A 26,539-nucleotide genomic window follows, 5' to 3' on the forward strand; every position below is an offset into this window, starting at 1 on the left:
AAGGCGCAAAAAAGCCGCATCAGGTGCGGCTCTTCGGGGTCAATGATGTGATCGTCTGGTATGGGTTCGCGGCGATTGTGCTTGTGTAGGCGGTTGCCTTCGCACCACGGACACCCACCGTGATTCCTACATGAATTAGCCCGGCATGAATTCTGGGTCTAGCACTTGCTCAAAGCTCCACGGGCAAGCATCTGGAAAGGTGCTTTCAGGTAGACCCGTTTCACGTTCCGCGCCGATCTTTGCCACGTCGTAAGCGTCTGCCAGCTCTTCGGCTGCATGGTGCTTTAGGCTTGGGCTTTTGCGTAGCCGCGCCGCTAAGCGCTTACGTTGCTCCACAATGGTTAACTGCCAGCTACGCCGATAGGGGTAATCCGCCTGATACTGCCACTTGAGCATGTGCATTAGCAGCACTTCGAGACGATGGGCGAATTCGTTGCGTTCACTTGCGCCCATGCTTTCAACCTCTTCTATCAGGTTTACTAAGTCGATTTCGCCTAAACGGTGCTCTTTCAAGAGTTGCGCTTGCTCTTGTGTCCATTCGTAAAAGTCGGTCTTGTATGCAATTGCGCCCATATTGCGCCCTCCGTTGGTGTCAGTGTGCGGATTGCCGGATATGCCCTAGTGCAGCACGAGCAATGAAGCCTGAACGGGTTTCGCCGTCACGTTCCGCCGCCGCGTCTATGAGTTGAAGGATACGTTCCGGCAGACTGATATTCACCCGTGTGGACTTGCCTGATAGTTTGCTCACATCCACCTTGGTGATTGACCAAATGAACCCCTCATAGGCTTTCTGGTGGCGTAATGCTTCCATTGGTGAGGGTTGCGGGAAGGGTTTCCCGTTATCCAGATACTCTTCAAGCTGCAATAGGATTGCATCCTCTGCCTGCATCAGTGCTTCATCCAAGGTATCCCCCGCTGAAAAGCACCCCGGAATGTCTGGCACAATCACGCCGTAAGCGTGGTTAGCGTCGCCTTGCTCTATGGCTATTGGGTAGTACATGGCTTAATCCTCTATTCCGGCTTGCCGTTTAATGGCTTTCACAATGCCCGCCCCTAGATCTTTCTTTGGGTGTGGCACGGTGACGGTATGCCCGTGGTCTGGGTGCTTGAATTGGTGGTGACTGCCCCGCGTTCGTGCCAGTTCCCAGCCGTGTGCTTTCAGTAGTTTTATCAGTTCACGGCTATTCATGCGCCCACTTCCTGTATTGCATTGTGTGTATGATACACACGAAAAACCCGCACCGCGTTTGATTGTTTGGTACGTTGTGGCGTTTGCGTTCGGGTGGCTCTAAGTGTTCAGCTTTTGCCCTGTAGTCGTTTGGTGATGGTGTCGGTTGCAAGCTGGCGTTGATAGTCGGTAATGGTTCCGTCGGGTGTGCCGTCGAGGTGATAGCGGTCTGTTCCGCTCTGGATGTTTTGCAGGTAAACGCCGTGATTGACGTGCATTCTCAGCAGCTTTTGCACAACCTTCTTGCTTGCGCCGGGAAATTGCTCTTCGTTCACCAGTCGGAATATATCCTTCTCTATGCCAATCGCGAGCGGATGGAAGTCGAACCAGACGCGGAAGGCGTTTAGGCGGTCGTTCAATTCGCGCAACTTGAGTTGTGAAGGTGGCGTTACCTGCTTTTTTGGGGCGGGTGGTTTGCGCGGTTTCTTGGGTTTGGCGTTGGCGGGTGGTTTGGGCTTGGGTTTGCCCTGTCCTGCCCGCTGCACTTGTGGCAGTTCTTCGCGCCGGATGATGCGCTTACCCGTGCGCTGTACCGTGCCAGCCGGTGGCGACGCGCTGGGGGTGGTCGGTTTGCGGGTGATGGTCAAGGTTTTTTTCGGGGTGTCGGTCATGTCCAAACTTCCTTCTCAGGTATTGATTGCCGCCGTAGCGGTCTTGGATGTGGATAGTTTACCGGATGTCAGGCTTAAGAGCTTGTCGGTGATGGTCTGCATGGGTTCTCTGAGGCTTTCCACGTCGGTCACGATGTAACCGCCGGTTACGTCCGCCGCGCCGGTCTTGTGATTGATCAAACGCTTTAGGGTGTAGCCGCGCACACCGCTGTTTTCGGCAGTCGTGGTGAAAGTTCTTCTCAGGTCGTGCATTGCCCACTGTATGTTAGTCCTGGCACGAATTGCCTTGATAACTTCTTCAACGCTGGACAGAGGAGAGGTGTTGTCAGTCGCCCGGAATACTAAGCCGCTGCCCTGCCCACTTCGGGCTTGCCATTGGGTTAACAGATCGCGGGTGTAGGTGGTGAGCGGTAGCGTGTGACTGTGGTGGTTTTTGGTGTCTTCCAGTTTGATCGTGTTGTTCTTCAGGTCGATATTTTCCCACAGCAATTTACTGGACTCGCTACGCCGGTAGCCACTGAACAGGGTTAGCAGGAAATAGACACGCGCTTTTTCTGCGAGTGCGCCGCCGTACCATTCCGGGAGTGAGTTCACCGCCTCATACCAGATCGGCAGTTCGTCATTTTTGATAATGGTCTGTTTGCGGTCTACCCGGTTCCATGCGCGGCTGTGTGAGAGGCGCTTGACCGGGTTGGATTTGATCAGCGGTTGTTCGCTGTCATCCAAGTATTCACCAATGGCATAGTTATAAATGCTACGTAACACGCGCATTTCATTGTTTGCCCGCGCTGCGGAATGTTGGCTTCGTTCGCGGTGGCGTTCTTCGACCATATCACGGGTGATACTGTTCAACGGCTGCGACTCCCAGTCGGGAAAGCCGACACGAATAGAGCGCTCATAATCGGCAATGGTGGCGGGCTTCAGATTCTTGTGCGATGTCAGATAATCCTTGAACACTTTTCCCAAGGTCATTTGGGCGAATTGCTGCACCTCTGCCCTGCCCTGCTTTTGCTGGTAACTGGTTTGGCGGGTGGTGGCTATCAGCGAGAGTTCCGCTAGGGCTTTTTCGCGGGCTTGGGTCACGGTCATGTCAGGGAATCGCCCCAAGGTGATACGCGCCGCCTTGCCTTCGAGGTGTTTTCTCACCTGAAACGACTTCGCGCCCGGCGGGGTAATCATCAGCAGCAAACCATTAACCTTCAGATCGTAGACGTAACGTCGCCCACTGTTAGGTGGTTCGAGCGCATCCAACACCGTCTTGGTGAAATTGAGTTTTTCCGGCATACCGCCTCCTGAATGTTTGGTTTTGGTTCGGTTTTGATGGTAGCGCAAACCGCCGCCGGGGTCATGTTTCCGATTGTGGCGGGGTCATGTTGCGGCGCGTACCTTGGCGGCGTTTGGCGTAGTGTGGCGGGTTTATGGGTGGTGTGGTGGTCGGCTTCCCGTGGGTTTTTGGGTTGTTGTGGGTTTCGGTATCCCTAGCCCTTAAAATCTCTCGCTGGTAACAGCGTGCCGGTTCGAGTCCGGCTCCGGGCACCACTCATTTCGTTATAAACCCGCTCAACCCGTGTTGTTGCACCTTCCGCCCTGCCATCTTCACGGCATAATACAACGCCTCCTCCAGCAATTGCCCCGTCGCCAATGCATGAATCAGGCAAGCGTTAAACACATCCCCCGCCCCCAACGTATCCACCACCTCAACCGCCAACGCTGGCGCATGAAAGACCACCCCAAGCTGATCAATTGCCCAAGCACCTGCCGCTCCCCACGTACACGTCATCCACACCTTGCCGTGTTTGGCTTGCCGATCACGCAAAAAACTTTCCGCATCCTGAAACCCGTGCGCCTGCGCATACGCTCGCGGAAACATCACCAGATCCACTTGCGGAATCAAATCTTCCAAGCCATCCCGCACTTTTTCGATTTCCAGCGATACCGGTTGGTCGAAAATATTGTCATGGGCATAAGCCAGCATCGCAGCGAGTTCAGCCACATTGCGCCCTTCAAAGTGCAGCCAATCGTAATGTGATACCGGAATCCGGCAAAAATCCGCTGCCGCCAATTCCACCAAATCGCGGTGATGCACAATCGTGCGACTGCCATTTTGCTGATTCAGGGTGATGTAAGACACGGGGGATTTACCCGTTTGACGCACCGCGTATTCCAAACCGATGGATTTTTCGCCCAATGCGCTAAAAATGTGATCGCCATCACCATCTTGCGCAATTAATCCGCAAAAATCACAGCGATGCAGGTGAGCTGCCAACACTTGCGCCACATTCGCCGCATTACCACCCGTCTCACGCCACTGCTGCACCGCACGCATTTCCTCGTCTTCTTGTGGGTAATGCTCAACCACATTGACAATATCCAGCGTGGCATTGCCTGTTACTAAAATAAAACTCATAAATTTTTTTCGTCCTTATGCAGTATTTTTTGAAATCCCGTGGTCGTAATCATTGGGCAAAATGATAACGTCACAGGGGATTTATAATGTACAAATTATTGGGGCTGCTACTTCTGGCACTCATGCCGCTGCAAACACTCAACGCCAACGAGTTGACCATGCGCATTGTCGGCGGGAATCCAGTTGGGCAAAACGCTTGGCCTTCGGTCGTTGCCATCAAAACCACCCACGATGGGCAAATACTCTGCGGTGGTAATCTGATCCACCCCCTGTGGGTGCTGACTGCCGCGCATTGTATCAGGGGCGAGGCGGAAGGCTTGTATTATGAATACGGCACGCCCGACTTAGTGACTTTTTCAGGGGCGACAGGGTTAGATTCTCCAAATGGGCGGCACATGCAAATCCAGCGTATTGTGGTTCACCCCCATTACAATATGAGCAATGGTGCGAATGATCTAGCGTTACTGATGCTGGCAGCCCCCTTGGAAGGTGCGACCATGCCCGTGTACGCCGACAATCCCCCACCCGGTACTGCCGCGACTGTGGTTGGCTGGGGTGCACGCGCTGCCAAAGCGAATAACGGCTATCCCGGCAATTACCCCACGCAAATGCATCAAGTCACCGTACCAATTATCCCCAATGAAATCTGCAATGCCCCAAACTCTTACGGTGGCAAAATTCAATCCAGCATGTTGTGTGCAGGCTACCCGCAAGGTGGCCGGGATGCCTGCGTCGGTGATAGCGGCGGTCCCTTGCTAGTGCAACAAAATGGGGTTTACCGTCAGGTGGGCATTGTCAGCCAAGGGGAAGGTTGCGCGATGCCGGGGAAATACGGCATTTATACCCGTGTTGCCAGTTACGCCGGTTGGATACAGCAATTTGCCCCGCCACCGTATGCACAAGCGCCGATCACACCACCCAATGACCCGCGTGCCAGCTATCCGGGTGGTGCTGGCGTATTGGAAGGCGGTTGGTTAGCCCTGCTGTTCCCCGCACTGGTGTTGTTCAGGAAGAAGACTTCAAAACATTAACAGTATTGTCGAGTTCAAGCTGCTTCAGTAACAGTTTTTTCATGCCCCAAGGCACAAACTGAAGCAGCGTCACCCCGGTGATGCCCAGTAACAGCATACTTCCCATAATATTGCCGACCAAAGTGTCGGCATTCAGCAAATTACCCATCCCCACGAAATCGAGCACAAAGCGTAGCAGGTAAAACATGAGGGAAGCCAATAGCAAAATGGTGGATATATGCACCAAAGCGCCCCCGGTCTGATTGACCCATGACCAACGCTGGCGCTCTTTTTCAGCCACTTGTTCGTAGTGACGCGAACGCAAGCGCACTTCACGGATAATGCGCTGTCTGGAGGCATCCAAAATCCGATCCCCTATTTGCTTTTCGCGCTGGCTCAAGGTCGCATAAGGCAAATGCGTCATCACCCGTTCATGCTGATCCACAACCTGGTTGAACAGCTCACCCGAATCAATCTGATCGGGCAAGGGTAAGGTTGCGAGCGCATCCTGTTTCCAGTTGGCATGAACATAATGTTGAATGCGTTGGAGGCGGATACTGCGCAAATCTTCCAACACCGTCTGGATTTCACCCTGCCCGACAAAATCGGGTTCAGCTTGCGCCTGTACATAGTGAATCGCCGAACGCCCAACCACTTGCGCCAAATGTTGTGCTGCCAAGGGGATTTCACCCGCTGCGCTCAGATAACGCGACAATTCATAACGCACTTCCAAATCATCGGGAGCCGCCTCAGGCAAAATACTCAGGGCAATCTCGGCTGCCTTGCTAAACTCTTGCCGCCCATACCAAGCAGCAGCCAAATGCCGCCGCGCAAAGCGTGCAAACAAAGGGTCAGAAGCTTGCGCCTGTTGCGCCGCTGCTTCCAGATGAAACGTGGCTTCCGGCAATTGATTCAGCATAAACAAATATGCCCAACCTAGCTCAAAATGCGCGCGGTAATTGAGTGGGTTGACCTGCAACCCATCTTTGAGCATTTGCACTGCCAGCGCTACCCGCTGCTGGGCATCATGCACCGGAACCAGCAAGGCTTCTGACAGTTTTTTCCCAGCAAAGTCAACGCTCATGCCCGCACGGTATAAGACGAAATTGCCTTGGCTATTGCTGAGCAATTGTTTGCGCTGATGTTCCTTGCCCTGCTGTAACCATGCACCTTGCTGCGCAATAATCCCAGCCATCCATTCGACTTGATGGCGTAAGCTCGGCATAACTGCATCGCTCTCTCCTGCACGTTGTAAATTGCCGCGTATACCGGTTTCTAACAGGTCACTCAAGGCTGGCGGTTGCAGCCCTTGTAAGGATGCGAGGTATTCCACATTAAGGCGATGAAAGGCATGGCGCTGGTGCGCTGGGAAAAAAATGCTACGCATCTGGCGAGCAATGCATTCGTCAGACATCATGATAGTATCCAAATTGTAATAACACTCAGGGTTGAGCTGGTGGATATTATAGCCATATGTGATGAATTTCTATGATACCCATCACAATTTCAATAGAATATCAACACGATATAATAAATAAAACCTATTAAATAAGCGGTTGTTGCTTTACCTAGGCAGGCGCTTTATCAGGATTTCAACACCATTTTTTCAGGGTGAGTTGCGAACTGTACAAGCTAATCTGTTATGCTTCACGTTGAAATTTATTCTGTAACCTCAACACTAGCAACCAGTAGAACATTTTTAGGAGCTTTAACTATGCCCTGGAACGAACCGGGTGGGAATCAACAAGATCCTTGGTCAGGAAAAAAACGTGGCTCAGGCGGCAATGACCCTGAAGAGCTAATCCGTAAATTGAATGAAAAATTAGGTAAGCTATTCGGCGGTTCCGGTGGCAATGGTGATAACGCTAATCAAAACAGTAGTAAAGGCATCATTTTCCTACTGATAGTATTTGTTGTTGGCTGGTTGTTATCAGGCTTCTACACGGTTGACGCGCGTCAACAAGGTTTAGTGCTGCGGTTCGGCGCTTATCAAGCCACCACGGATGCAGGTTTGCACTGGCGTTTACCCTACCCCATTGAAACCGTTGAAATCATCGACACCGAACAAAACCGGAGTGCACAGGATCGCAACACCATGTTGACCAAAGACGAAAATATCGTCGAAGTAGCGGTCGCGGCACAATACAAAGTGCGTAATCCTGAAGATTATGCCTTCAACCTCCTCAACCCAGATTTCTTGGCAGACCAAACCCAAGGGACACTCTACCAAGTGATGCGGGGCATTACCCGTGAGGTGATCGGGCGCAATGACATGGACTTCATCCTCAAAGAAGGTCGGGCGCAAATTGCCGGTGATATTCAAACCCAAATGCAACAGGTATTGGATAACTACCGCGCAGGCTTACAAATCATCACCGTCAACCTGACGTATGCTGAAGCGCCACCGCAAGTCAAAGAAGCGTTTGACGAAGCCAACAAAGCACGTGAAGATGCCAACCGCTATCAAAACGAAGCCCAAACTTACGCAAACAAAGTGATCCCTGAAGCGCGTGGTAAAGCCGCCCGTTTAAAAGCGGAATCCGAAGCGTTCCGTCAGGAAACGGTTAGCAGAGCGGAGGGTGACGCATCACGTTTCATGCAGTTGGTCACAGAATACCGCAAAGCACCTGAAGTTACCCGCGAACGCTTGTATTTGGAAACGATGGAAACTGTCATGGCGGGTAGCCGCAAAATCGTGATTGATTCCAACAACAATAATATGTTGTACCTGCCACTGGATCAATTGAATGGTCAAACCAGCAACACTAACACGGTTCCAGCCGCTGCTGCCGCCATGCAAAATGCGACTGACAAACAGAATGCGACACCAACACCGACTGATGCCACTACCAATAGTGCCGACCCCACAGGCACAAGTCGGGAAAACAGTGTAAGGGAGAGCCGCTAATGGATATTAAAAACATACTCGCGGTAGCCGTGGGTGCGATTGCTTTGTTGTTCTATTCCTCACTGTATACCGTGGATCAACGCGAAAAAGCAATTTTGTTCAAATTCCGTGAAATCGTGAATGCTGACATTAAACCGGGATTAAACTTCCGTATGCCTTTCATTACTACCGTCAGCAAATTTCCGGCAACCATTCAAACACTCACTTCGCGCCCGGAGCAATTCCTGACTGGTGAGAAAAAGTATGTCACGGTGGATTTCTTCCTGAAATGGCGGATTGAAGATGTCTCGGCATTCTACCGCTCAACGGGTGGTGGACGTATTGCCGATGCCGAAAATCGTCTGGAACAGCTTATGAAAGATGGCTTGCGTAACGAATTTAGTCGCCGCACCATTCAAGAAGCCTTGTCAGGTGAACGTGGCAGCATCCTCCAAGGGGTTGAAAGCAAATCCAAGGAAGTCGCCAAACAGTTAGGGATAGAAATCGTTGACGTGCGGGTTAGCCGCATCGACTTCCCCGATACCGTTAGCGATTCCGTATACAATCGGATGCGTTCCGACCGTGAACGGGTTGCCCAAGACTTCCGCTCACGCGGGCAGGAAGAAGGTGCGAAAATCGAAGCGAATGCTAACCGTGAATCCACCATCATTATGGCCGAAGCCTACAAAGAAGCGGAAAAAATTCGCGGTGAAGGTGATGCGAAAGCCGCCGAAATCTATGCACAGGCTTACCAGCAAGATGCCGAGTTTTACTCGTTCTACCGTAGCTTGAGCGCCTACCGCAACACCATCGGTAAAAACGGTGATGTCATGGTGCTAGAACCGACGTCCGAGTTCTTCCGCTATTTCAAACAGCAAGCGCTGCAACCCTAGGCAGTGACGTTTAACTGGAACGATTTGCTCACTGCTATCGCCCTCCTGTTAATTTTGGAGGGGCTTATGCCATTCTTAAGCCCCTCTCGTCTGCGTGAAACCTATCGTCAATTACTCGAATTGCCCGACAAAACCTTACGAACCATTGGTCTGGTAGGTGTAATTGCTGGTATCCTACTGCTCTTTTTGACCGATTAGCCACAAACCATGCTGAATACTCACCAATATTGGGCGCTTCCCGATGGCATCAGCGAAGCCCTGCCTGACGAAGCCGAAGCGCTGGAGCAACTGCGCCGCCGCTTACTCGATCTTTACGCCACTTGGGGCTACCGTTTGGTAATGCCGCCACTGGTAGAATTCATGGAATCGCTGCGCACTGGTCACGGCACACACCTTGACGTACAAACCTTTAAACTGACCGATCAACTGACCGGACGGATGATGGGCGTGCGGGCGGACATGACGCCGCAAATTGCACGGATTGATGCGCATAAATTGCAAACCGAACAGCCGAATCGCCTGTGTTACATCGGTAGTGTCTTGCGTACTCGCAGTTTCCATGACGGTTCACGTTCCCCCTTGCAAGTAGGTGCAGAACTGTTCGGTCATGCCGGTTTGGACAGTGATTTTGAAGTGATCAGCTTGTTGCTGGAAACGTTGACACATTGCCAAATCCCCGACTTGCTGCTGGACATAGGTCACGTTGGCATTTTCCGCAGCTTAGCGCGGGCTGCTGGGCTGGATGCGGCGCAAGAAAGTCATTTCTATGACATGCTGGTGCGCAAATCCCTGCCCGAAATTGATGCATGGCTGGCAACAACCAATTTGCCCGCTGACATCAGCACTTATTTGCAGCAATTGCCACGCTTGAATGGGGCGGTTGATGTACTCGATCAAGCCGCCGCATTGTTTGCGAATGCACCGAGCGACGTTCAGGATGCCCTCACGTATTTGCGCACCCTAACCACACGAGTAGCGGCGCACTTCCCCGCCTGCAAGATTCATGTTGATCTGGCTGAATTGAGCGGTTACGACTACCATACCGGCATTGTGTACGGTGTTTATACATCAGGCATGGGGCGCGAAGTCGCACGCGGCGGGCGTTACGACGGCATAGGCGAAGCCTTCGGGCGCACCCGACCTGCCACGGGTTTCAGCACCGATTTGCGCACCTTGGCAACATTTGCTTTGCCACAACAGCAACGCACTGGCAACGCCAGTATTTTTGCTCCAGCAGTACAAAATGCGGCGCTGGAACAACTGATTCGGACATTGCGCAGTCAGCAACAACGGGTTATCCGTGCGCTGGATGGGCAAACACATGACGCGGCAGCACTGGGTTGCAGCCAACAAATACTTCAGCAAGACGGGCACTGGAACGTCGTGGCTGTTTAATCTTTACTAACACCTTTTGGCACATTTGAGCGAGAGAGCGAGACTGACATGGGAAAATTCGTCGTTGTATTGGGCACGCAGTGGGGTGATGAAGGCAAAGGCAAGATCGTGGATCTGCTGACTGAAAATGCCTCCGCCGTAGTACGTTTTCAAGGTGGGCATAATGCCGGACACACGTTGGTCATCAACGGTGAAAAAACCGTGCTGCATTTAGTACCTTCCGGCATTTTACGTGAAGGCGTGGAGTGCATGATCGGCAATGGCGTGGTCGTCGCTCCTGATGCCTTGCTCAAAGAAATCGAAATGCTGGAAGCGCGTGGCGTTCCGGCGCGTGACCGTTTGAAAATTTCCGCAAGCTGCCAATTGATCCTGCCATACCACGTTGCGTTGGATGCAGCGCGTGAAAAAGCACGTGGCAAACAAGCCATCGGTACGACGGGGCGCGGCATTGGCCCGGCTTACGAAGACAAAATTTCCCGCCGTGGGTTGCGCGTTGGCGATTTGCTGAACCCGGAACAGTTTGAAACCAAGCTGCGCGGCATCATGGAATACCACAATTTCATGCTGGAACATTACTTCAAGTGCGACACGGTTGATGCCGATGCGGTACTTGTCGAAGCGATGCAAATGGCAGAAATCATCAAACCGATGATTACCGACATTCCTAACCGTTTGGCTGAATTGCGCAAAGCGGGCAAAGACGTGATGCTGGAAGGTGCGCAAGGCACGTTGTTGGATATTGACCACGGCACTTATCCGTTTGTGACTTCCTCCAGCACTACCGCTGGTGGGGCTTGCACAGGTTCGGGTATTGGCCCGCGCAATCTGGATTACATTCTGGGTATTACCAAAGCCTACACCACGCGGGTGGGTTCGGGACCTTTCCCGACGGAGTTGTTTGATGACGTGGGCGCGTACATTGCCAAGCAAGGTAATGAGTTTGGTTCTACCACAGGTCGTCCGCGCCGTTGTGGTTGGTACGATGCGGTTTCTTTACGTCGCGCTATGCACATCAACTCCATCAGTGGGCTGTGCATCACTAAGCTGGACGTGTTGGACGGTTTGGAAACAGTACGGATTTGTACTGCTTACAAGCTGGATGGCAATATCCTTGATGTTCCACCCGTGGACACGGATGAATTCGCGCGTTGCGAGCCTATCTACGAAGACATGCCGGGTTGGACAGAATCCACGTTTGGCGTGACCAGTTATGATGCGCTGCCAGCGAATGCTAAGGCATATCTGGCACGTTTGGCAGAAGCGGTGGAAACACCTATCGACATTATTTCGACAGGGCCAGACCGCGACCAGACGATTATTCTGCGCGATCCTTACGCGGGGTGAAGAATACCCCCCCATCCCCAACCCTTCCCCCGCAAGGGGTGAAGGGAGAAGGAGTTGATGTTAGCCGTCGGTTTGGCGGCATCATCCGCACTTACGGTGAGGCGGCGTTTGACCGCTTCACTGCTGCGCATGTTTGCGTGATTGGCGTGGGTGGTGTTGGGTCTTGGGCTGTCGAAGCCTTGGCACGTAGTGGGATTGGTACACTCACCCTGATTGATCTCGATAACGTTGCCGAATCCAATATCAATCGCCAATTACCTGCCCTCGGCAGCACGATTGGACGTGCCAAAATTGCCGTATTGCAAGAGCGTTGCCTCGACATTAATTCTGCTTGCCAATTGCATCTCGTTGAAGATTTTATCGACAAGGATAACCTTGCGAACCTCATCAAACCCGAATTCGATTACGTGCTGGATTGCATCGACAATGCCCGCACCAAAGCGGCACTGATTGCCTATTGCCGTCGTAACAAAATCCGCTTAATTACCGCCGGTGGCGCGGGAGGGCAAAAAGACCCGACCAAAATCCGCCTGACCGATCTGACCAAAACCTTGCAGGACCCGTTGCTCTCCAAAGTGCGTAAGGAATTGCGCCAACATTACGGTTTCAGCAGCAACCCCAAACGTCGCTTTGACGTACCTGCCGTATGGTCGGAGGAAGCGATGACCCTGCCTGAACGGACGGAGGGTGCAAGCGCGTGTGATTTGAGTTGCGCGGGAGGCATCGGTTCGGTGACAACGGTGACGGCGAGTTTTGCATTTATCGCCGTCAGCCATGTGTTGGGTAAGTTAGCGGCTACGTCTTTGGCAACGTAACGCCGGTTTGCCCTTGATACTTGCCACCACGGTCTTTGTAGGATGTGGAGCACACCTCATCCGACTCAAAAAACAGCATCTGCGCCACGCCTTCGTTGGCGTAGATTTTCGCCGGTAGCGTCGTTGTGTTGGAAAATTCCAGCGTAACGTGACCTTCCCATTCGGGTTCTAAAGGCGTTACATTCACAATTATTCCGCAACGTGCATACGTCGATTTACCCAAACACACTACCAATGTGCTGCGTGGAATGCGAAAATACTCCACCGTCCGCGCCAGTGCAAATGAGTTCGGCGGGATAATGCAAACATCACCCTTGAAATCCACAAAGCTCTTTTCGTCAAAGTTCTTCGGGTCAACGATGGTGCTGTTAATGTTGGTGAAAATCTTGAATTCGTTAGCGCAACGCACGTCATAACCGTAACTGGAAGTACCGTAGGATACGATTTTTCCGCCGTTGGCAGTGCGCACCTGCCCCGGCTCGAATGGCTCAATCATGCCCTGCTCGGTTGCCATGCGGCGAATCCAATGGTCGGATTTGATACTCATTGACGTACCCCTACCCCGCCTTGGCGCTGGAACGGTACGCTGATAAACGGCAATTTTACCGCACCGCTCAAGTCATAACGCAAACTACGGGTTTGCAAAGCTTCGGGAGCCAGTTGCAGCAATTGCATAAAATCCAAGCGCACCGGAATATTAACCGGCACTTCCTGACGCGCCCCAATACTCATTTCCTGCGCCTGATCCCCGCTGGCTACCTGACGACCGTTCAAGCTTAAACCGTACTGGATGCCCTTCAATGGAATCGGGAAGGCATTCGGATTCGCCACATTGAGCGTCACGATAGCAGTCCCTTGTGACAGGGAAATTTCCTGCAAACTGACGTTTTGGATGGATATTTTGGGTTGCTCGACCACACCGGGAACGCCACTACAAGCCGATAACAGCAGTGACGTAAACAAAAGAGGCAACATTCGCTTTAGCATAAACAGTCATTCTTCCTATTCGTTGGAATAGTCAATACTAAACGAAACGCGCTCTCAATACACCTGTCGGGCAAATAGCCGTTCCAAGCGATGTTGCCAACGCTGCATCCGCTCTTCACGCTGGACTTGCGGGGCACACAAACGCCGGGAACGTAACCCTTGCCGCAATAGCAAGGGAAATTTGTTATCACTTTTAACCGTTGCTGTTCTAAGACTCATGATGCGCCACACTCCTGTTTATCTTCTAGTTAAATACTTTGATAAGCATAACGCGAAGATGTGCAGAAAATGTGTAGAGCCGATGGAAGGTTTTTGCAGCAAGTCCGCGTTAACGGTTGGCTTGAGACTCCAGTGGACGAATTTGTGTCGCCACTTTATCCAACACCCCATTCACGAATTTATGGGATTGTTCCGCACCGTACTTTTTCGCCAGATTCACGTATTCGTTCACCACGACTTTGTAAGGTGTTTCAATATGATTGAGCAACTCACACGTAGCCACGCGCAATACCGCATGTTCAATTGGGTCAACTTGTGCCAAGGTACGATCCAGATACGGCGTAATCCGGTTTTCCAGCTCCTCCCCTCCCTCAATCGCGCAACGCATCAACTTATGAAAAAATGCTGCGTCACACTTGCGAAAATCGGCGGCTAACTCCTGTTCTTCCTGAAAATACACATAAACATCGTGGAAGCCGTTACCGGTAATTAACCACTGGTAAGTCCCTTGCATCGCCAAACGCCGCGCCACTCGGCGACGCGCGATTAACTGCTGGGACTCCGAGAGGGGTTTGTGTCCTGCCATGTGTGTTTATTTCCTAATCTTGCGCAATAAGGAAACCATTTCAATCGCTGACAGTGCCGCTTCAGCGCCTTTATTGCCTGCTTTCGTACCTGCACGCTCAATGGATTGCTCAATCGTATCCGTGGTCAACACGCCAAAAATAATCGGCAATTCATGGCTCAAACCCACTTGCGCCAAGCCTTTGGAAGCTTCGCCCGCTACGTAATCAAAATGCGGCGTACTGCCACGGATGACTGCACCCAACGCAATAATGGCATCGTAATCACCATTTGCCGCCATCGCCTGCGCCACTAAGGGGAGTTCATACGCCCCCGGAACGCGCACCACGTCGATGTCTTCCTCTTTCACACCGCCGTGACGCTTGAGCGCATCCACCGCACCTGCCAGCAGGCTTTCGACGATAAAACTGTTGAAACGTGCTACGACGATGCCGTACTTGGCTTCTTGGGGTGCAAAATCACCTTCGATGACATTGAAGCTCATTGAACCATCCTAAACTCATTATTAAAGAACACACAGAAGCGGCTGGGGTAAGCCGTTTCTCACTTAATCCTGAACATAATCCACAATTTCTAAACCGAAACCGGCAATGCCATGCAAACGGCGCGGCGCACTCATGACACGCATCCGGTGTACGCCCAAATCCGACAAGATCTGCGCACCAATACCGTAGGTTTTTAATTCAGCCGGTGAAGAACGGGTATTGTCCTGCACTACTGCTTGAGATTCAAACCCTTTCAAACGTTTCAGCACATCTTGCGTCTGAATCGGTTCGCGCAAGATAACAATCACGCCCTTGCCTTCACGCTCAATCCGCTGCATCACGCCGCGCAATGGCCAGCCACAACCCGGTTCTGCCAATGCCAACAGGTCACACAATTCATTTTCCAAATGCACCCGCACCAACACGGTATCGTCAGCACCGATGTCAGCTTTGACCAGCGCTAAATGAATGTCATGCTTGGCTTGTTCCTGATACGCGACCAAATGGAATGCGCCGTATTCGGTTTGCACCTCTTTTTCAAAGACTCGCTCAACCGTTTTTTCATGCTGCACGCGGTAGCGAATCAGGTCTTCGATGCTGCCCATTTTCAAACCGTGCTTTTCGGCGAAAATCTCCAAGTCAGGGCGACGCGCCATCGTGCCATCTTCGTTGAGAATTTCAACAATTGTCGCCGCCGGTTCAAACCCTGCCAAACGCGCCAAATCGCAACCCGCCTCGGTATGCCCTGCACGAGTCAACACGCCACCGGGTTGCGCCATCAACGGGAAAATATGCCCCGGCTGTTCAATATCGGTAGGTTTCGCATTCGGTGCCACCGCAGTACGCACCGTGTGCGCCCGATCATAAGCCGAAATACCGGTCGTGACCCCTTCAGCGGCTTCAATGGACACGGTGAAATTGGTGCGGTGTTCTTCATCCGTCGCAGAAATCATCAGTGGCAAATTCAATTGCTTGCAACGCTCACGGGTCAAGGTCAGGCACACCAAGCCGCGCCCTTCCTTCACCATGAAATTAATGTCTTCAGGGCGAGTGAGCGATGCCACCATCAACAGGTCGCCTTCATTTTCGCGGTCTTCGTCGTCAACGATAACGACCATTTTGCCTTCTGCGAGGTCTTTAAGAATCTCTTCTGTGGTGTTGAATTGCATGGTTTCTCACTTCATAAAGCCGTGTTCGGCAAGGAATGCTTCGGTAATTGCGCCGCTGTGAGGCATCATCTCAGCAGCGTTATCACCCAGCAACAAACGTTCAAGGTAGCGGGCGATGACATCGACTTCCAGATTAACCGCTGTGCCGCTACGGTAATCGGCGATAATGGTTTCGCTCAAGGTGTGCGGCACGATATTAAGTTCAAATGTGCTGCCTTCGACTTTATTGACGGTCAGGCTAGTGCCATCCATGGTGATCGAGCCTTTCGCGGCAATGTACTTTGCCAACTGTGCCGGAGCGCGGATGCTAAAACGTACTGAACGCGCATCGTCATGGCGACTAATCACTTCGCCCAAACCGTCCACATGCCCGCTGACCAAATGCCCACCGAGGCGGGTTTGCAAGGTTAAGGCTTTTTCCAGATTGACCTTGGAACCGCGTGCCAAATGCCCCAGACTGGTTAGGGACAAGGTTTCGCGGGAAACATCCGCGCTAAAACTGCCACTATCCAACGCCACCGCTGTCAAACACACGCCATTGACCGCAATGCTATCGCCCAGTGCCACATCGCTCATGTCCAACTTGCCTGTCGCAATCGTCAGACGCATATCACCGCCTTTGGGCTGCATATCGCGGATTGTGCCGATGGATTCAATAATACCGGTAAACATCAGTTTTTCACCTCTGGTTTCAGGCTGGCAATAATACGCCAATCTTGCCCCACTGCGCGAATATCGCGAATTTCCAGCGGAATACGCTCGCTCATTTGGGCAATCGCCGGTAAATGGAACAAAGGCCGGGCGCTAGACCCCATTAGATGTGGCGCAAGGTAGATAACCAGTTCATCTGCCAAGCCCTGTTCCACTAATGCACCCGCCAATGTTGCACCCGCTTCAACATGGACTTCGGTAATACCATCCTCGACCAATGCCGCCATGACATCAGGCAAATGCAATTGTTGACCTGAAAACTGGCGGATAATAACCCCAGCCTGCGCTAACAGTGCCATTTTTTGCGCGTCATGACTGCACGTATATAGCCGAATTTCACCCGGTAATTCGAGCAACTTGGCATTCAGCGGGAATTGTAACGCCGAATCCAGCACCACCCGCACCGGCTGACGCACCTTGCCCGCAATACCTAACTCGTCCGCAGTCAGGCGTACATTGAGGGATGGATCATCCGCCAGCACCGTGCCAATGCCGGTTAACACCGCACCTGCCTGCGCCCGTAGCAACTGCACATCACGCCGCGCCGCTTCCCCGGTAATCCACACACTTTCACCGGATTCCATTGCGGTACGCCCATCCAGACTCATCGCCATTTTCAGCCGCACATACGGGCGATTGCGTTCCATACGGGTAATAAAACCGGGATTCAAAGCCCGCGCCTCGTTTTCCAGCAAACCGGAGGCGGTTTTGATCCCCGCTTGCGCTAACAAACGCAAACCATTACCTGCCACCAAGGGGTTCGGATCCACCATCGCAGCCACGACCCGTGCTACACCCGCTTGTAATAAAGCATTGGCACACGGCGGCGTGCGCCCATAATGCGAACAAGGTTCAAGTGTGACATAAACATCGGCATCACGGGCTGCCGCACCTGCCATGCGCAAGGCGTGGATTTCGGCGTGGGGTTCACCGGCACGTTCATGCCAGCCTTCACCGACAATTTGCCCATGACGCACAATCACACACCCCACACGTGGATTCGGTTGCGTGGTATACCAACCGCGTCGCGCCAGTTGCAGCGCGTATGCCATGTAACGGTGGTCGTCAGGGGTAAAATTCATGCTTTGGAAGGAATCGGCAGTAAATTGATTTGGCGATTACGTTGCTCTGAAGTGGGATCGCTTTCCAGATGCTCGATCATGCTGCGGAACTCTTCAATGGCATCGAAGCGGCGGTACACCGACGCAAAACGGATGTAGGCGACTTCATCCAATTGACGCAACTCATCCATGACCAATTCACCGATCATGGATGAAGGCACTTCGCGTTCCCCGCTAATCAAAATGCGTTTGCGAATATGCGTTAATGCCGCTTCGATACGGTCTATCGACACCGGGCGCTTTTCCAACGCCCGCATAATGCCGCCGCGCAATTTATCGTCGTCGAAAGGTTCACGCGCCGCATTGGATTTAATCACTCGCGGCATCGTCAGTTCTGCCACTTCATAAGTTGTGAAGCGCTCATCGCAAACCGAACAGCGCCGCCGACGGCGCACTTGGTCGCCGTCATTCGCTAAACGCGAGTCAACGACCCGCGTGTCATCTGCACCGCAAAAGGGGCAACGCATCCTAGATTACGCCGGATGATCGCCAAAACTACTGGAACGGTATACAGGGAAACGCTCACAAATACTGAGCACTTGCCCTTTCACCCGGTTAATGGTGGCTGCGTCTTCGACGTTATCCAACACATCCGCCATCCAGTTCGCCAATTGGGTGCATTCCGCCTCCTTGAAACCACGGGTGGTAATCGCTGGCGTACCCACACGGATACCGCTGGTGACAAATGGCGATTGCGGGTCATTCGGTACTGAGTTTTTATTGACGGTGATATTCGCTGCACCCAACGCCGCATCCGCCGCTTTACCCGTAATACCTTTGTCGATCAGGTCAATCAGCATCAAATGGTTATCAGTGCCACCCGACACAATCTTGTAGCCACGCCCCATCAAGGTTTCCGCCATGATTTTCGCGTTTTTAGCCACTTGCTGCTGGTAAACGGTGAATTCAGGCTCTAAGGCTTCCTTGAAAGCTACCGCTTTTGCGGCGATAACATGCATCAACGGACCGCCTTGAATACCAGGGAAGACCAACGAGTTGAATTTCTTTTCCAACTCAGGGTTGGCTTTTGCCAGAATAATGCCACCACGCGGACCACGTAAGGTTTTATGCGTGGTAGAAGTGGTCACGTCAGCAATTTGCACCGGGCTAGGGTATACACCAGCGGCAACCAAACCCGCAACGTGTGCCATATCCACCATCAAATATGCGCCGACTTTATCCGCGATTTCACGAAATTTGCCCCAATCAATCACACGGGAATATGCTGAAAACCCCGCGACGATCATTTTAGGCTTATGTTCTACAGCCAGACGCTCGACTTCGGCATAATCAATGTAGCCTTCGTCGGTAATGCCGTACTGCACTGCGTTGTAAATCTTGCCGGAGAAGTTAACTTTTGCACCATGCGTCAGATGACCGCCATGCGCCAAGCTCATACCCAACACCGTATCACCGGGGTTTAACAGTGCCATGTAAACCGCTGCATTGGCCTGAGAACCGGAATGGGGTTGCACATTGGCATAATCCGCGCCAAACAATTGCTTCACCCGGTCAATCGCAAGCTGTTCTGCGGTATCGACGTATTCGCAACCACCGTAATAACGCTTGGCAGGATACCCTTCCGCGTATTTATTGGTAAGCACTGAACCCTGTGCCTCCATTACACGCGGGCTGGCGTAGTTTTCGGAGGCGATCAGCTCAATGTGCTCTTCCTGACGGCGCACTTCGGACTGCATAGCACTCCACAATTCATCATCGTAACCCGCGATTGTCATCTGGCTGGAAAACATGCCGCTTTTCTCCTGCACGTTGAAAGCTAAAAAAGCGTTATAGCATACCACCGTTTTTGCCCTCAACCTATGCTGTTTTACACGCTGACAGGTGTCTCAAACCAAAATAGCAATGCATTAATTGGTAGTAGTCGCTGGTTTCTCTTCAGCAGGTGGGGCAACTTCGGGCTGATCGGCATCTGCACCACCGAACTTCTTACCAAAAATGACCGAAGGCTCACCGCTACGGTTATAAAAATGCAGGGTATTACCAATGGTTTCGACACTGCCCGCACGCTGCAAAGTGCGCAGATAAGCCCCTTCCCAATCCCCTACATTGATGGTCTGCTGACCTGCACCGGGGCGTAATATTGGGCAACCCTCACGCCCCTTATCAATTCTCGTAATCATGAAACCGGTATGCCCGACCTGTTTAAAGTTCGCAGCATACTCATTGCACCCACCAGAACCAGCGAGCGCCACCTCACTCACGTTCATACTAATGTTTAATTCATTGGGAACTTTGTTACCGTAAACAGACAGCAAACGCCATTCTGTACCCAATAGTGAAGGCCCGCCACTATTCAGTGGACAAGCCCCCGCTGGGAGTGGTGTTACCGCGCCTTCAGGAGGGGGAGCCGTTTCTGCGCAAACAGCAACGCTACTTAACAATAAAGGGAATAATAAAGCGCGGCAGAGCCGAACGGAAAAATTAGGCTGTGTAGTATTAGTCTTCATGAGTTTCCCTCAATGATTTAGTGATGGTTATGTGGGGCAAACATACGTCTCACACATGTGACACCCTCTGAGTATAGGAAAAATGTTAGACTTTCACCACATTGAATATTTTCTACCCCTGAGTGTTGGCTTTATACAACACCACGGAAAAGGGTAATTTTTAGGCTGGCAACGCTACTCCCAACGCCTCGCTCAAGTGCTTCCAATCGAAAAATGGTCCAGGATCGGTTTTGCGCCCAGGAGCGATATGTTCATGACCCGTAATGTGTTCCAGACTTAATCCCGGATAAGCACTGACCAACACGGGCAACAACCCTTCCAGTTGAGCGTATTGCGCTACTGTAAATGGCTCAAAATCCGACCCTTCAATTTCTATACCTACCGAAAAGTCATTACATTGATTCCTACCCCGATAGTTTGACACACCGGCGTGAAAAGCGCGTTTATGGAAAGGTACATACTGGACAAGCTCGCCATTTCGCCGGATTAACAGATGGCTCGCCACCCGCAAGTGACAAATTTCGGCAAAAAACGGGTGGGCAGCGGGATCAAGTTGATTGGTAAACAAGTGGTCGATCCACGACCCGCCAAATTCGTAGGGTGGCAGGCTAATGTTGTGCAAAACGATTAATTCAGGAATGCAACCTGCCGGGCGTTCATCGTAATTGGGGGATGGACATTGGCGAGCGCTGTCCAACAAGCCAGTTTCTAGGTCTATGTTCAAGGTTCATCCTCAGCAGGTTGTGCTAGGGCAGTTTGAATCGCCGTGTGAATCCGTGCGGGCAAGGGTTCACAATGCAATTCGCAATGGTAATGCCCATCAACGTACAGAAACATCGCAGGCAGGTGAAAAATATCCAGCGCATTCACCAGCCCACCGTTATGGACGGCATCCACCTCAAACACAGGCAAAGCGGGGTATTCATGCAAATACCGACTCAGTGCCAACTTGAGATTGCGACACGCACCACAGTTAGGGGCAGTAAAAAATACCAGTGCGGAACCGGGCGTTTCCGCCAGCACATGGTGAAAGTTAAGATCAGTCAGGTGGGTAAGATTTTTCATGCCGCGCATTATACATCCACTTGTTACCGTGCCTGCACGAAACTTGCTATAGTTTGGGGACTTATGGATGAAGGATACACGCCATGCTCGACAGCTTACACATCAAAAACTTCCGCTGCTTTGAAGATTTGACCATCCCCTCGCTGGGGCGGGTAAACCTCATCGTGGGGAAAAACAATAGCGGCAAGAGTACGTTGTTGGAGGCGGTTGCACTTTTTTCACAGCATGGTCATTCACAGGCTTTAAAGGATATTGCAAAAATGAGAGGTGAAGTATTCTCAAAAAAAACCCTAAGTACTTTAGAGGGAGATTCCTATATTGGGGATTCACCTAAAAAAAACTATATTCAATATGAACATCATTTAAAAAATGGTCGCGTAGATGTTATTGTAGTGATAAATGGTAAGAACCTTACGGAAAAGCATGTACACGAACAACTATTCCCCGAAGAAAACCATACATTTTCCTTCATTAAAACAACTATATATCCAGAAAAAGAACTAGCTAAGGCATGGGATAAAATAAGAATACAAAAGAAAGACCAGCTACTAAAAAATGCTTTACAGATTATAGACAAGAATATTGATGATGTTTTTTACACAACAAATCAAGTGACTATGATTTCTGTTTCAGGCGAAGAAGAAGCTCGCTCTATAAAATCTATGGGTGAAGGTATGAGTCGTCTACTACAAATATTTCTGTACGCTTATCAAGCTAAAGGTGGTTACTTGATGATCGACGAATTCGAGAATGGCTTGCACTACTCGATTCAGGAAGAGGTATGGGAGAAGCTGTTCGACTTGGCAAAGGAGCTTGATATTCAGGTGTTTGCAACGACTCACAGCCAAGATACGATCAAGGCATTCAGCAAGATTGCACTTCAGTCTGAAGAGGAAGGGCGCTTAATTTCATTGGGGCGTAACGAACGTGAGATTGATAAAGGCAAAATCACTGCGCTAACGTACAACGAAGATGAAATCAAACTGATTGCTGAGACAGGGATGGAAGTACGCTGATGCAAGCAAAAAACATCTTATTAGTCGAAGGGGCTAGTGATCAGAAGTTTTTTAATCAATTACTGATAGGCGTTTCTAGCCAGGTCGAAATCGAACCTAAGATACCTCGTGATGTTGATGCCCGAATTTTTCGAAATGGGCTTCAACCGCTATATTTACAACTCAAACTGCAAGTTGATTTACTGATTCGTGGACAAATTTCAAGATTAGGTGTCATTGTTGATGCCGACCACTCTACTCAAGAACTGAATGGTTTTAATAATCGCCGGGATCAGCTTACATCAATTTTACGTGGCAAAGGGTTTATCATTACCGATACACCCACCCAAAAAAATAATGGCGAGATATTCACACATCCATCAGGAGCAGAAATTGGTATTTGGATCATGCCGAATCACTTTTCTGACGGGATGATTGAAGATTTATTCATCAGCACCACAAAGCCAAATCAGAGCGACTTACTGAATCATGCCGAAACTACCATTGGCAATCTTGGTGAACTCAAAGCATTTGCTGAACATCACAATTCAAAAGCTCACCTCTCCACATGGCTCGCATGGCAAAAAGAACCGGGCACATCCCCCTCATACGCTTATCATCAAGGGTTGTTTGAAAAGAATCACCCCAATTTCATTGCCCTTATTACTTGGTTAGAAAAAGTATTCAACCCAACCCCATGAACGGACTTAACCCCCAACAACAAGCCGCCGTCACCCACCTCGGCTCTCCCCTCCTCGTTCTCGCTGGTGCTGGCAGTGGCAAAACCCGCGTCATCACCCAAAAAATCGCGTGGATGATCCGCAAAGGGGTGCATTCTGCCGATCAAATCGCGGCGATCACGTTCACCAATAAAGCCGCCCGTGAAATGCGCGAACGCGCCACCCAACTCTTGACCAAAGAAGAAGCCAAAGGCTTGACCGTTTCCACCTTCCACACCCTAGGCTTAAACATTATCAAGCGTGAAGCCAAACGCTTAGGCTACAAAGCCAATTTCAGCATTCTTGATGCCCAAGACAGCGAAGCCATCCTCAAAGAACTCGCCCACAAAGAAGACGTGGAAGAAGCCGACAACCTACGCTGGATAATTTCGCGCTGGAAAAATGACTTCATCTCGGTCGAACAAGCCGCCCTGCTGGCAAATACCACCGATGAAAAACTCGCCGCGATTTTATATGAAAAATACCAACGCCAAATCAAAGCCTACAACGCCGTCGATTTCGACGACCTCATCGTCTTGCCAGTACAACTTTTCGAGCAACACCCCGATGCCCTGCAACACTGGCAACACAAATTACGCTACCTGTTGGTCGACGAATACCAAGATACCAACGCCTGCCAATACCGCCTGATTCGCCTGTTAGCAGGCATTCGCGGTGCACTCACGGCGGTTGGAGATGACGACCAATCCATCTACGCTTGGCGCGGCGCACGCCCGGAAAACATTGCTCAATTGCAAACCGATTACCCAATGCTCAAGGTGATCAAGCTGGAACAAAACTACCGTTCCACCAGCCGCATTTTGCAAAGTGCCAACAAACTCATCGGCAACAACCCGCATTTATTTGAAAAAAATCTGTGGAGTACCCTCGGTGAAGGCGACCCAATCCGTATTATGCCCGCCCGCACCCCCGAACACGAAGCCGAAAAAGTCATCGGTGAAATCCTCAAAGCCCGTTTTCGTGACCGCGCTGATTTTAAAGATTTTGCCATTTTGTACCGTGGCAACCACCAAAGCCGTTTATTTGAAAAAGCTCTGCGCGAGAACAATATTCCCTACAAAATCAGCGGCGGTACCTCGTTTTTCTCCCGCGCTGAAGTCAAAGACATCCTCGGCTACCTGCGCCTCATCGCCAACCCCGACGACGATGCCGCTTTCCTGCGCATTATCAACACCCCTAAACGCGAAATTGGCACCTCTACACTGGAAAAACTTGGCGAATACGCGCACGAACGCCACGCCAGCTTGTTCACCGCCGCTCAAGAACTCGGCTTTGCTCAGCGCATTTCCGCCAAAGCCCAACAACGGGTAGAAACCTTCGGCTTCTGGCTGCACGAAATGATCCGTGCCGCTGAAAACGCCGACCCCACGCAAATTGTTAAACAAGTCATCAACGACACTGGCTACGAAGACTGGCTCAAAAACACCTGCAACACCCCCAAACAAGCCGAATCACGCATGAAAAATGTCTGGGAAATTGTCGAATGGGTACGCAAACTTCATGACGACGGGGCGGGCAAAGAAACGCTCAGCGACATCATTGCGCACATGAGCTTGGTCGATATGCTGGAACGCAATAGTGAAGAAAAAGAACAAGATGCGGTTGCCTTAATGACCTTACACGCTGCCAAAGGACTGGAGTTTCCCAACGTGTTTTTGGTCGGCGTGGAAGAAGAATTACTCCCCCACGCCAACAGCGTCGACGAACAAAGCATCCAAGAAGAACGCCGCCTCGCCTACGTGGGCATTACCCGCGCCCAGAAAAACCTCACCATCAGCTACGCCAAAGTACGCTCACGCTACGGCGATGCCTCCACCGTTGAACCCAGCCGCTTCCTCGATGAACTTCCCCCCGAACATCTCGAATGGGAAGACAAAAAAGTCGTGTCGCCGGAAGAACGCCAGGAAACAGCGCGGGCGTATATTTCTAACTTACAGGCATTATTAGGGGATTAAGTAGCGACCACGTGAAAGTTTTAGATTGCACACTTCTGGTGCAAGTGGGAATATAAAACTTACATTTCACATGGAAAAGGAGACCTGCATGACCACCAAAATCTACCTGCCTGAAAACGAGATGCCAACCCATTGGTACAATGTGATTGCTGATATGCCCAACCCGCCTTCACCCTATCTGGGGCCAGACGGCAAGCCAGTTCCACCCGAAGCGATGTTGGCTATTTTCCCCGAAGCTTTGGTCATGCAAGAAGTCAGCACCGAACGTTGGATCAAAATCCCCGACCCGGTGCGTGAAGCCCTGACGATGTGGCGACCATCGCCGCTGTATCGCGCTCACCGCCTTGAAAAGCTCCTCAATACTCCGGCAAAAATTTACTACAAAAACGAAGCGGTTAGTCCGGCGGGTTCGCACAAACCCAACACAGCGGTTGCGCAAGCCTATTACAACCAGCAAGCGGGCATCAAACGTTTATCCACCGAAACGGGGGCGGGTCAATGGGGTTGCTCATTAGCCTTGGCCGGGCAAATATTTGGTATTGACGTGCGGGTTTACATGGTCAAAATCAGCTACGAACAGAAGCCCTACCGCCGTTCCATGATGCAAACGTGGGGAGCGGAAGTCTTTGCCAGCCCTACCGATATGACAGAATCCGGGCGTGCCATTTTGGCGGCACATCCCGATTCCAATGGCTCATTGGGGATTGCCATTTCCGAAGCCGTGGAAGAGGCCGCCAGCCGCACGGACACCAATTACGCCTTGGGTTCTGTCCTCAATCATGTGTTGTTGCATCAAACCATTATTGGGTTGGAGGCTAAAAAACAACTGGCGATGGTCGGTGATTACCCCGACATGATTTTCGCGCCTTGCGGCGGTGGTTCTAACTTTGGCGGTGTTGCGTTCCCGTTCTTAGCCGATAATGCAGCGGGTAAAAATGTGCGCTTGGTGGCTGTCGAACCCACGTCCTGCCCAACGCTGACCAAAGGTATTTACACCTACGATTACGGTGATACGGCTGGTCTGACTCCGCTGATGAAAATGTACACCTTGGGTCATGATTTTATGCCGCCGGGAATTCACGCGGGCGGTTTGCGTTACCACGGCGAATCCGCGTTAGTGAGTCAGTTGTATCACGAAGGTTTGATCGAAGCCGTCGCCGTTCCGCAACTGGAAACCTTTGCCGCCGGGGTGCTGTTTGCAAAAAGTGAGGGGATTATCGCCGCTCCTGAATCCTGCCACGCGATTGCCGCTACGATTCGTGAAGCACAAAACTGCGCAAAAACGGGTGAAGCTAAAACCCTGTTGTTCAACCTGTCAGGTCACGGGCATTTCGACATGACTTCCTATGACCGTTACCTGCAAGGTGATCTGACCGACTTCGATTACCCGGAGGAAGCGATCAAGGAATCACTCGCTCATTTGCCGAAATTCGGTTAGCCCACTCGCCA

Annotated in this window: 31 protein-coding genes; 11 read left to right on the top strand and 20 right to left on the bottom strand. The window is 51.4% G+C overall.

The features are described from left to right. Window positions 1-135 precede the first annotated feature (135 nt). From L2Y54_RS15680 to L2Y54_RS15705, 6 genes are all read right to left on the bottom strand, one after another. Window positions 136-573, bottom strand: coding sequence for a DUF29 domain-containing protein (locus L2Y54_RS15680; protein ID WP_236497444.1), 438 nt, complete (start codon window positions 571-573; stop codon window positions 136-138). A gap of 19 nt (window positions 574-592) precedes the next feature. Further along, window positions 593-1,000 (bottom strand): type II toxin-antitoxin system HicB family antitoxin, encoded by a 408-nt coding sequence (locus L2Y54_RS15685; protein WP_236497446.1) that lies wholly within the window; start codon window positions 998-1,000, stop codon window positions 593-595. A gap of 3 nt (window positions 1,001-1,003) precedes the next feature. Continuing rightward, window positions 1,004-1,189: a type II toxin-antitoxin system HicA family toxin gene (locus L2Y54_RS15690; RefSeq protein WP_236497449.1), complete on the bottom strand. Its 186-nt coding sequence runs from the start codon at window positions 1,187-1,189 to the stop codon at window positions 1,004-1,006. Between the two features lie 107 nt (window positions 1,190-1,296). Further along, a complete protein-coding gene (locus L2Y54_RS15695; protein ID WP_236497452.1) occupies window positions 1,297-1,839 on the bottom strand; it encodes a ProQ/FINO family protein in 543 nt (180 codons plus the stop codon). Between the two features lie 15 nt (window positions 1,840-1,854). Then, a complete protein-coding gene (locus L2Y54_RS15700) occupies window positions 1,855-3,123 on the bottom strand; it encodes a tyrosine-type recombinase/integrase (RefSeq protein WP_236497453.1) in 1,269 nt (422 codons plus the stop codon). Between the two features lie 256 nt (window positions 3,124-3,379). Next, window positions 3,380-4,246: a PfkB family carbohydrate kinase gene (locus L2Y54_RS15705; protein ID WP_236497455.1), complete on the bottom strand. Its 867-nt coding sequence runs from the start codon at window positions 4,244-4,246 to the stop codon at window positions 3,380-3,382. A gap of 86 nt (window positions 4,247-4,332) precedes the next feature. Between L2Y54_RS15705 and L2Y54_RS15710 the strand changes: the two genes are divergently transcribed. Beyond that, window positions 4,333-5,277 carry a S1 family serine peptidase gene (locus L2Y54_RS15710; RefSeq protein ID WP_236497456.1) on the top strand — a complete coding sequence of 315 codons (945 nt, stop codon included), beginning with the start codon at window positions 4,333-4,335 and terminating at the stop codon, window positions 5,275-5,277. On the opposite strand, the gene L2Y54_RS15715 is transcribed toward L2Y54_RS15710, so the two are convergent. After that, the gene (locus L2Y54_RS15715; protein WP_236497458.1) at window positions 5,252-6,673 is read right to left on the bottom strand and encodes a tetratricopeptide repeat protein; all 1,422 of its coding nucleotides are present in this window, start codon (window positions 6,671-6,673) and stop codon (window positions 5,252-5,254) included. The two genes, L2Y54_RS15710 and L2Y54_RS15715, sit on opposite strands and share 26 nt — an antisense overlap. Window positions 6,674-6,970: 297 nt before the next feature. On the opposite strand from L2Y54_RS15715, the gene hflK reads away from it, so the two are divergent. The 6 genes from hflK (at window position 6,971) to L2Y54_RS15745 (ending at window position 12,590) form a co-directional block, all read left to right on the top strand. Continuing rightward, a complete protein-coding gene (hflK, locus tag L2Y54_RS15720; RefSeq protein ID WP_236497460.1) occupies window positions 6,971-8,164 on the top strand; it encodes an FtsH protease activity modulator HflK in 1,194 nt (397 codons plus the stop codon). Then, window positions 8,164-9,036: a protease modulator HflC gene (gene hflC / locus L2Y54_RS15725; RefSeq protein WP_236497461.1), complete on the top strand. Its 873-nt coding sequence runs from the start codon at window positions 8,164-8,166 to the stop codon at window positions 9,034-9,036. Before hflK ends, hflC begins: the two co-directional genes overlap by 1 nt. Before the next feature lie 66 nt (window positions 9,037-9,102). Beyond that, the gene (locus L2Y54_RS15730; RefSeq protein ID WP_236497464.1) at window positions 9,103-9,234 is read left to right on the top strand and encodes a DUF2065 domain-containing protein; all 132 of its coding nucleotides are present in this window, start codon (window positions 9,103-9,105) and stop codon (window positions 9,232-9,234) included. A gap of 9 nt (window positions 9,235-9,243) precedes the next feature. Beyond that, entirely contained in the window at window positions 9,244-10,431 is a 1,188-nt protein-coding gene (locus L2Y54_RS15735; protein WP_236497466.1) for an ATP phosphoribosyltransferase regulatory subunit, read from the top strand. Between the two features lie 48 nt (window positions 10,432-10,479). Continuing rightward, complete coding sequence (locus L2Y54_RS15740) at window positions 10,480-11,775, top strand: adenylosuccinate synthase (protein WP_236497468.1); 1,296 nt, start codon at window positions 10,480-10,482, stop codon at window positions 11,773-11,775. After that, the gene (locus L2Y54_RS15745) at window positions 11,772-12,590 is read left to right on the top strand and encodes a tRNA threonylcarbamoyladenosine dehydratase (protein WP_236497470.1); all 819 of its coding nucleotides are present in this window, start codon (window positions 11,772-11,774) and stop codon (window positions 12,588-12,590) included. Before L2Y54_RS15740 ends, L2Y54_RS15745 begins: the two co-directional genes overlap by 4 nt. Here L2Y54_RS15745 and dcd read toward each other — a convergent pair. The 13 genes from dcd to L2Y54_RS15810 form a co-directional block, all read right to left on the bottom strand. Continuing rightward, complete coding sequence (gene dcd / locus L2Y54_RS15750; RefSeq protein ID WP_236497473.1) at window positions 12,571-13,137, bottom strand: dCTP deaminase; 567 nt, start codon at window positions 13,135-13,137, stop codon at window positions 12,571-12,573. The genes L2Y54_RS15745 and dcd overlap by 20 nt on opposite strands. After that, the gene (locus L2Y54_RS15755) at window positions 13,134-13,577 is read right to left on the bottom strand and encodes an LEA/WHy family protein (protein WP_236497475.1); all 444 of its coding nucleotides are present in this window, start codon (window positions 13,575-13,577) and stop codon (window positions 13,134-13,136) included. Before L2Y54_RS15755 ends, dcd begins: the two co-directional genes overlap by 4 nt. Before the next feature lie 54 nt (window positions 13,578-13,631). Further along, the gene (locus L2Y54_RS15760) at window positions 13,632-13,796 is read right to left on the bottom strand and encodes a hypothetical protein (RefSeq protein ID WP_236497476.1); all 165 of its coding nucleotides are present in this window, start codon (window positions 13,794-13,796) and stop codon (window positions 13,632-13,634) included. 109 nt (window positions 13,797-13,905) lie between these two features. After that, complete coding sequence (gene nusB, locus L2Y54_RS15765) at window positions 13,906-14,382, bottom strand: transcription antitermination factor NusB (RefSeq protein WP_236497478.1); 477 nt, start codon at window positions 14,380-14,382, stop codon at window positions 13,906-13,908. 6 nt (window positions 14,383-14,388) lie between these two features. Next, on the bottom strand, window positions 14,389-14,865 hold the full coding sequence (gene ribH, locus L2Y54_RS15770) for a 6,7-dimethyl-8-ribityllumazine synthase (RefSeq protein WP_202716934.1): 477 nt from the start codon (window positions 14,863-14,865) through the stop codon (window positions 14,389-14,391). A 63-nt stretch (window positions 14,866-14,928) separates the two neighbouring features. Continuing rightward, entirely contained in the window at window positions 14,929-16,035 is a 1,107-nt protein-coding gene (ribBA, locus tag L2Y54_RS15775; protein WP_236497479.1) for a bifunctional 3,4-dihydroxy-2-butanone-4-phosphate synthase/GTP cyclohydrolase II, read from the bottom strand. A gap of 6 nt (window positions 16,036-16,041) precedes the next feature. Further along, entirely contained in the window at window positions 16,042-16,707 is a 666-nt protein-coding gene (locus tag L2Y54_RS15780) for a riboflavin synthase (protein ID WP_236497481.1), read from the bottom strand. After that, entirely contained in the window at window positions 16,707-17,828 is a 1,122-nt protein-coding gene (gene ribD, locus L2Y54_RS15785; RefSeq protein ID WP_236497482.1) for a bifunctional diaminohydroxyphosphoribosylaminopyrimidine deaminase/5-amino-6-(5-phosphoribosylamino)uracil reductase RibD, read from the bottom strand. Before ribD ends, L2Y54_RS15780 begins: the two co-directional genes overlap by 1 nt. Further along, the gene (nrdR, locus tag L2Y54_RS15790; RefSeq protein WP_236497484.1) at window positions 17,825-18,334 is read right to left on the bottom strand and encodes a transcriptional regulator NrdR; all 510 of its coding nucleotides are present in this window, start codon (window positions 18,332-18,334) and stop codon (window positions 17,825-17,827) included. The genes ribD and nrdR overlap by 4 nt, the downstream gene beginning before the upstream one ends. 6 nt (window positions 18,335-18,340) lie before the next feature. Further along, the gene (gene glyA / locus L2Y54_RS15795; protein ID WP_236497487.1) at window positions 18,341-19,618 is read right to left on the bottom strand and encodes a serine hydroxymethyltransferase; all 1,278 of its coding nucleotides are present in this window, start codon (window positions 19,616-19,618) and stop codon (window positions 18,341-18,343) included. Between the two features lie 117 nt (window positions 19,619-19,735). Continuing rightward, window positions 19,736-20,335: an META domain-containing protein gene (locus L2Y54_RS15800; protein WP_236497489.1), complete on the bottom strand. Its 600-nt coding sequence runs from the start codon at window positions 20,333-20,335 to the stop codon at window positions 19,736-19,738. Window positions 20,336-20,495: 160 nt separating this feature from the next. Continuing rightward, complete coding sequence (gene ampD / locus L2Y54_RS15805; protein WP_236497492.1) at window positions 20,496-21,059, bottom strand: 1,6-anhydro-N-acetylmuramyl-L-alanine amidase AmpD; 564 nt, start codon at window positions 21,057-21,059, stop codon at window positions 20,496-20,498. Then, window positions 21,056-21,409: a thioredoxin family protein gene (locus tag L2Y54_RS15810; RefSeq protein ID WP_236497494.1), complete on the bottom strand. Its 354-nt coding sequence runs from the start codon at window positions 21,407-21,409 to the stop codon at window positions 21,056-21,058. Before L2Y54_RS15810 ends, ampD begins: the two co-directional genes overlap by 4 nt. Window positions 21,410-21,483: 74 nt before the next feature. On the opposite strand from L2Y54_RS15810, the gene L2Y54_RS15815 reads away from it, so the two are divergent. The 4 genes from L2Y54_RS15815 (at window position 21,484) to L2Y54_RS15830 (ending at window position 26,528) form a co-directional block, all read left to right on the top strand. Continuing rightward, window positions 21,484-22,416: an AAA family ATPase gene (locus L2Y54_RS15815; RefSeq protein WP_236497495.1), complete on the top strand. Its 933-nt coding sequence runs from the start codon at window positions 21,484-21,486 to the stop codon at window positions 22,414-22,416. After that, window positions 22,416-23,096: a DUF3226 domain-containing protein gene (locus L2Y54_RS15820; protein ID WP_236497498.1), complete on the top strand. Its 681-nt coding sequence runs from the start codon at window positions 22,416-22,418 to the stop codon at window positions 23,094-23,096. Before L2Y54_RS15815 ends, L2Y54_RS15820 begins: the two co-directional genes overlap by 1 nt. After that, window positions 23,093-25,090, top strand: a complete 1,998-nt coding sequence (rep, locus tag L2Y54_RS15825) for a DNA helicase Rep (RefSeq protein WP_236497500.1) — start codon at window positions 23,093-23,095, stop codon at window positions 25,088-25,090. The genes L2Y54_RS15820 and rep overlap by 4 nt, the downstream gene beginning before the upstream one ends. Window positions 25,091-25,178: 88 nt before the next feature. Beyond that, complete coding sequence (locus L2Y54_RS15830) at window positions 25,179-26,528, top strand: TrpB-like pyridoxal phosphate-dependent enzyme (RefSeq protein ID WP_236497503.1); 1,350 nt, start codon at window positions 25,179-25,181, stop codon at window positions 26,526-26,528. Window positions 26,529-26,539: the final 11 nt, after the last annotated feature.

This window comes from Thiothrix winogradskyi, from assembly GCF_021650935.1.
In the GTDB taxonomy this organism is placed as follows: Bacteria; Pseudomonadota; Gammaproteobacteria; order Thiotrichales; family Thiotrichaceae; genus Thiothrix; species Thiothrix winogradskyi.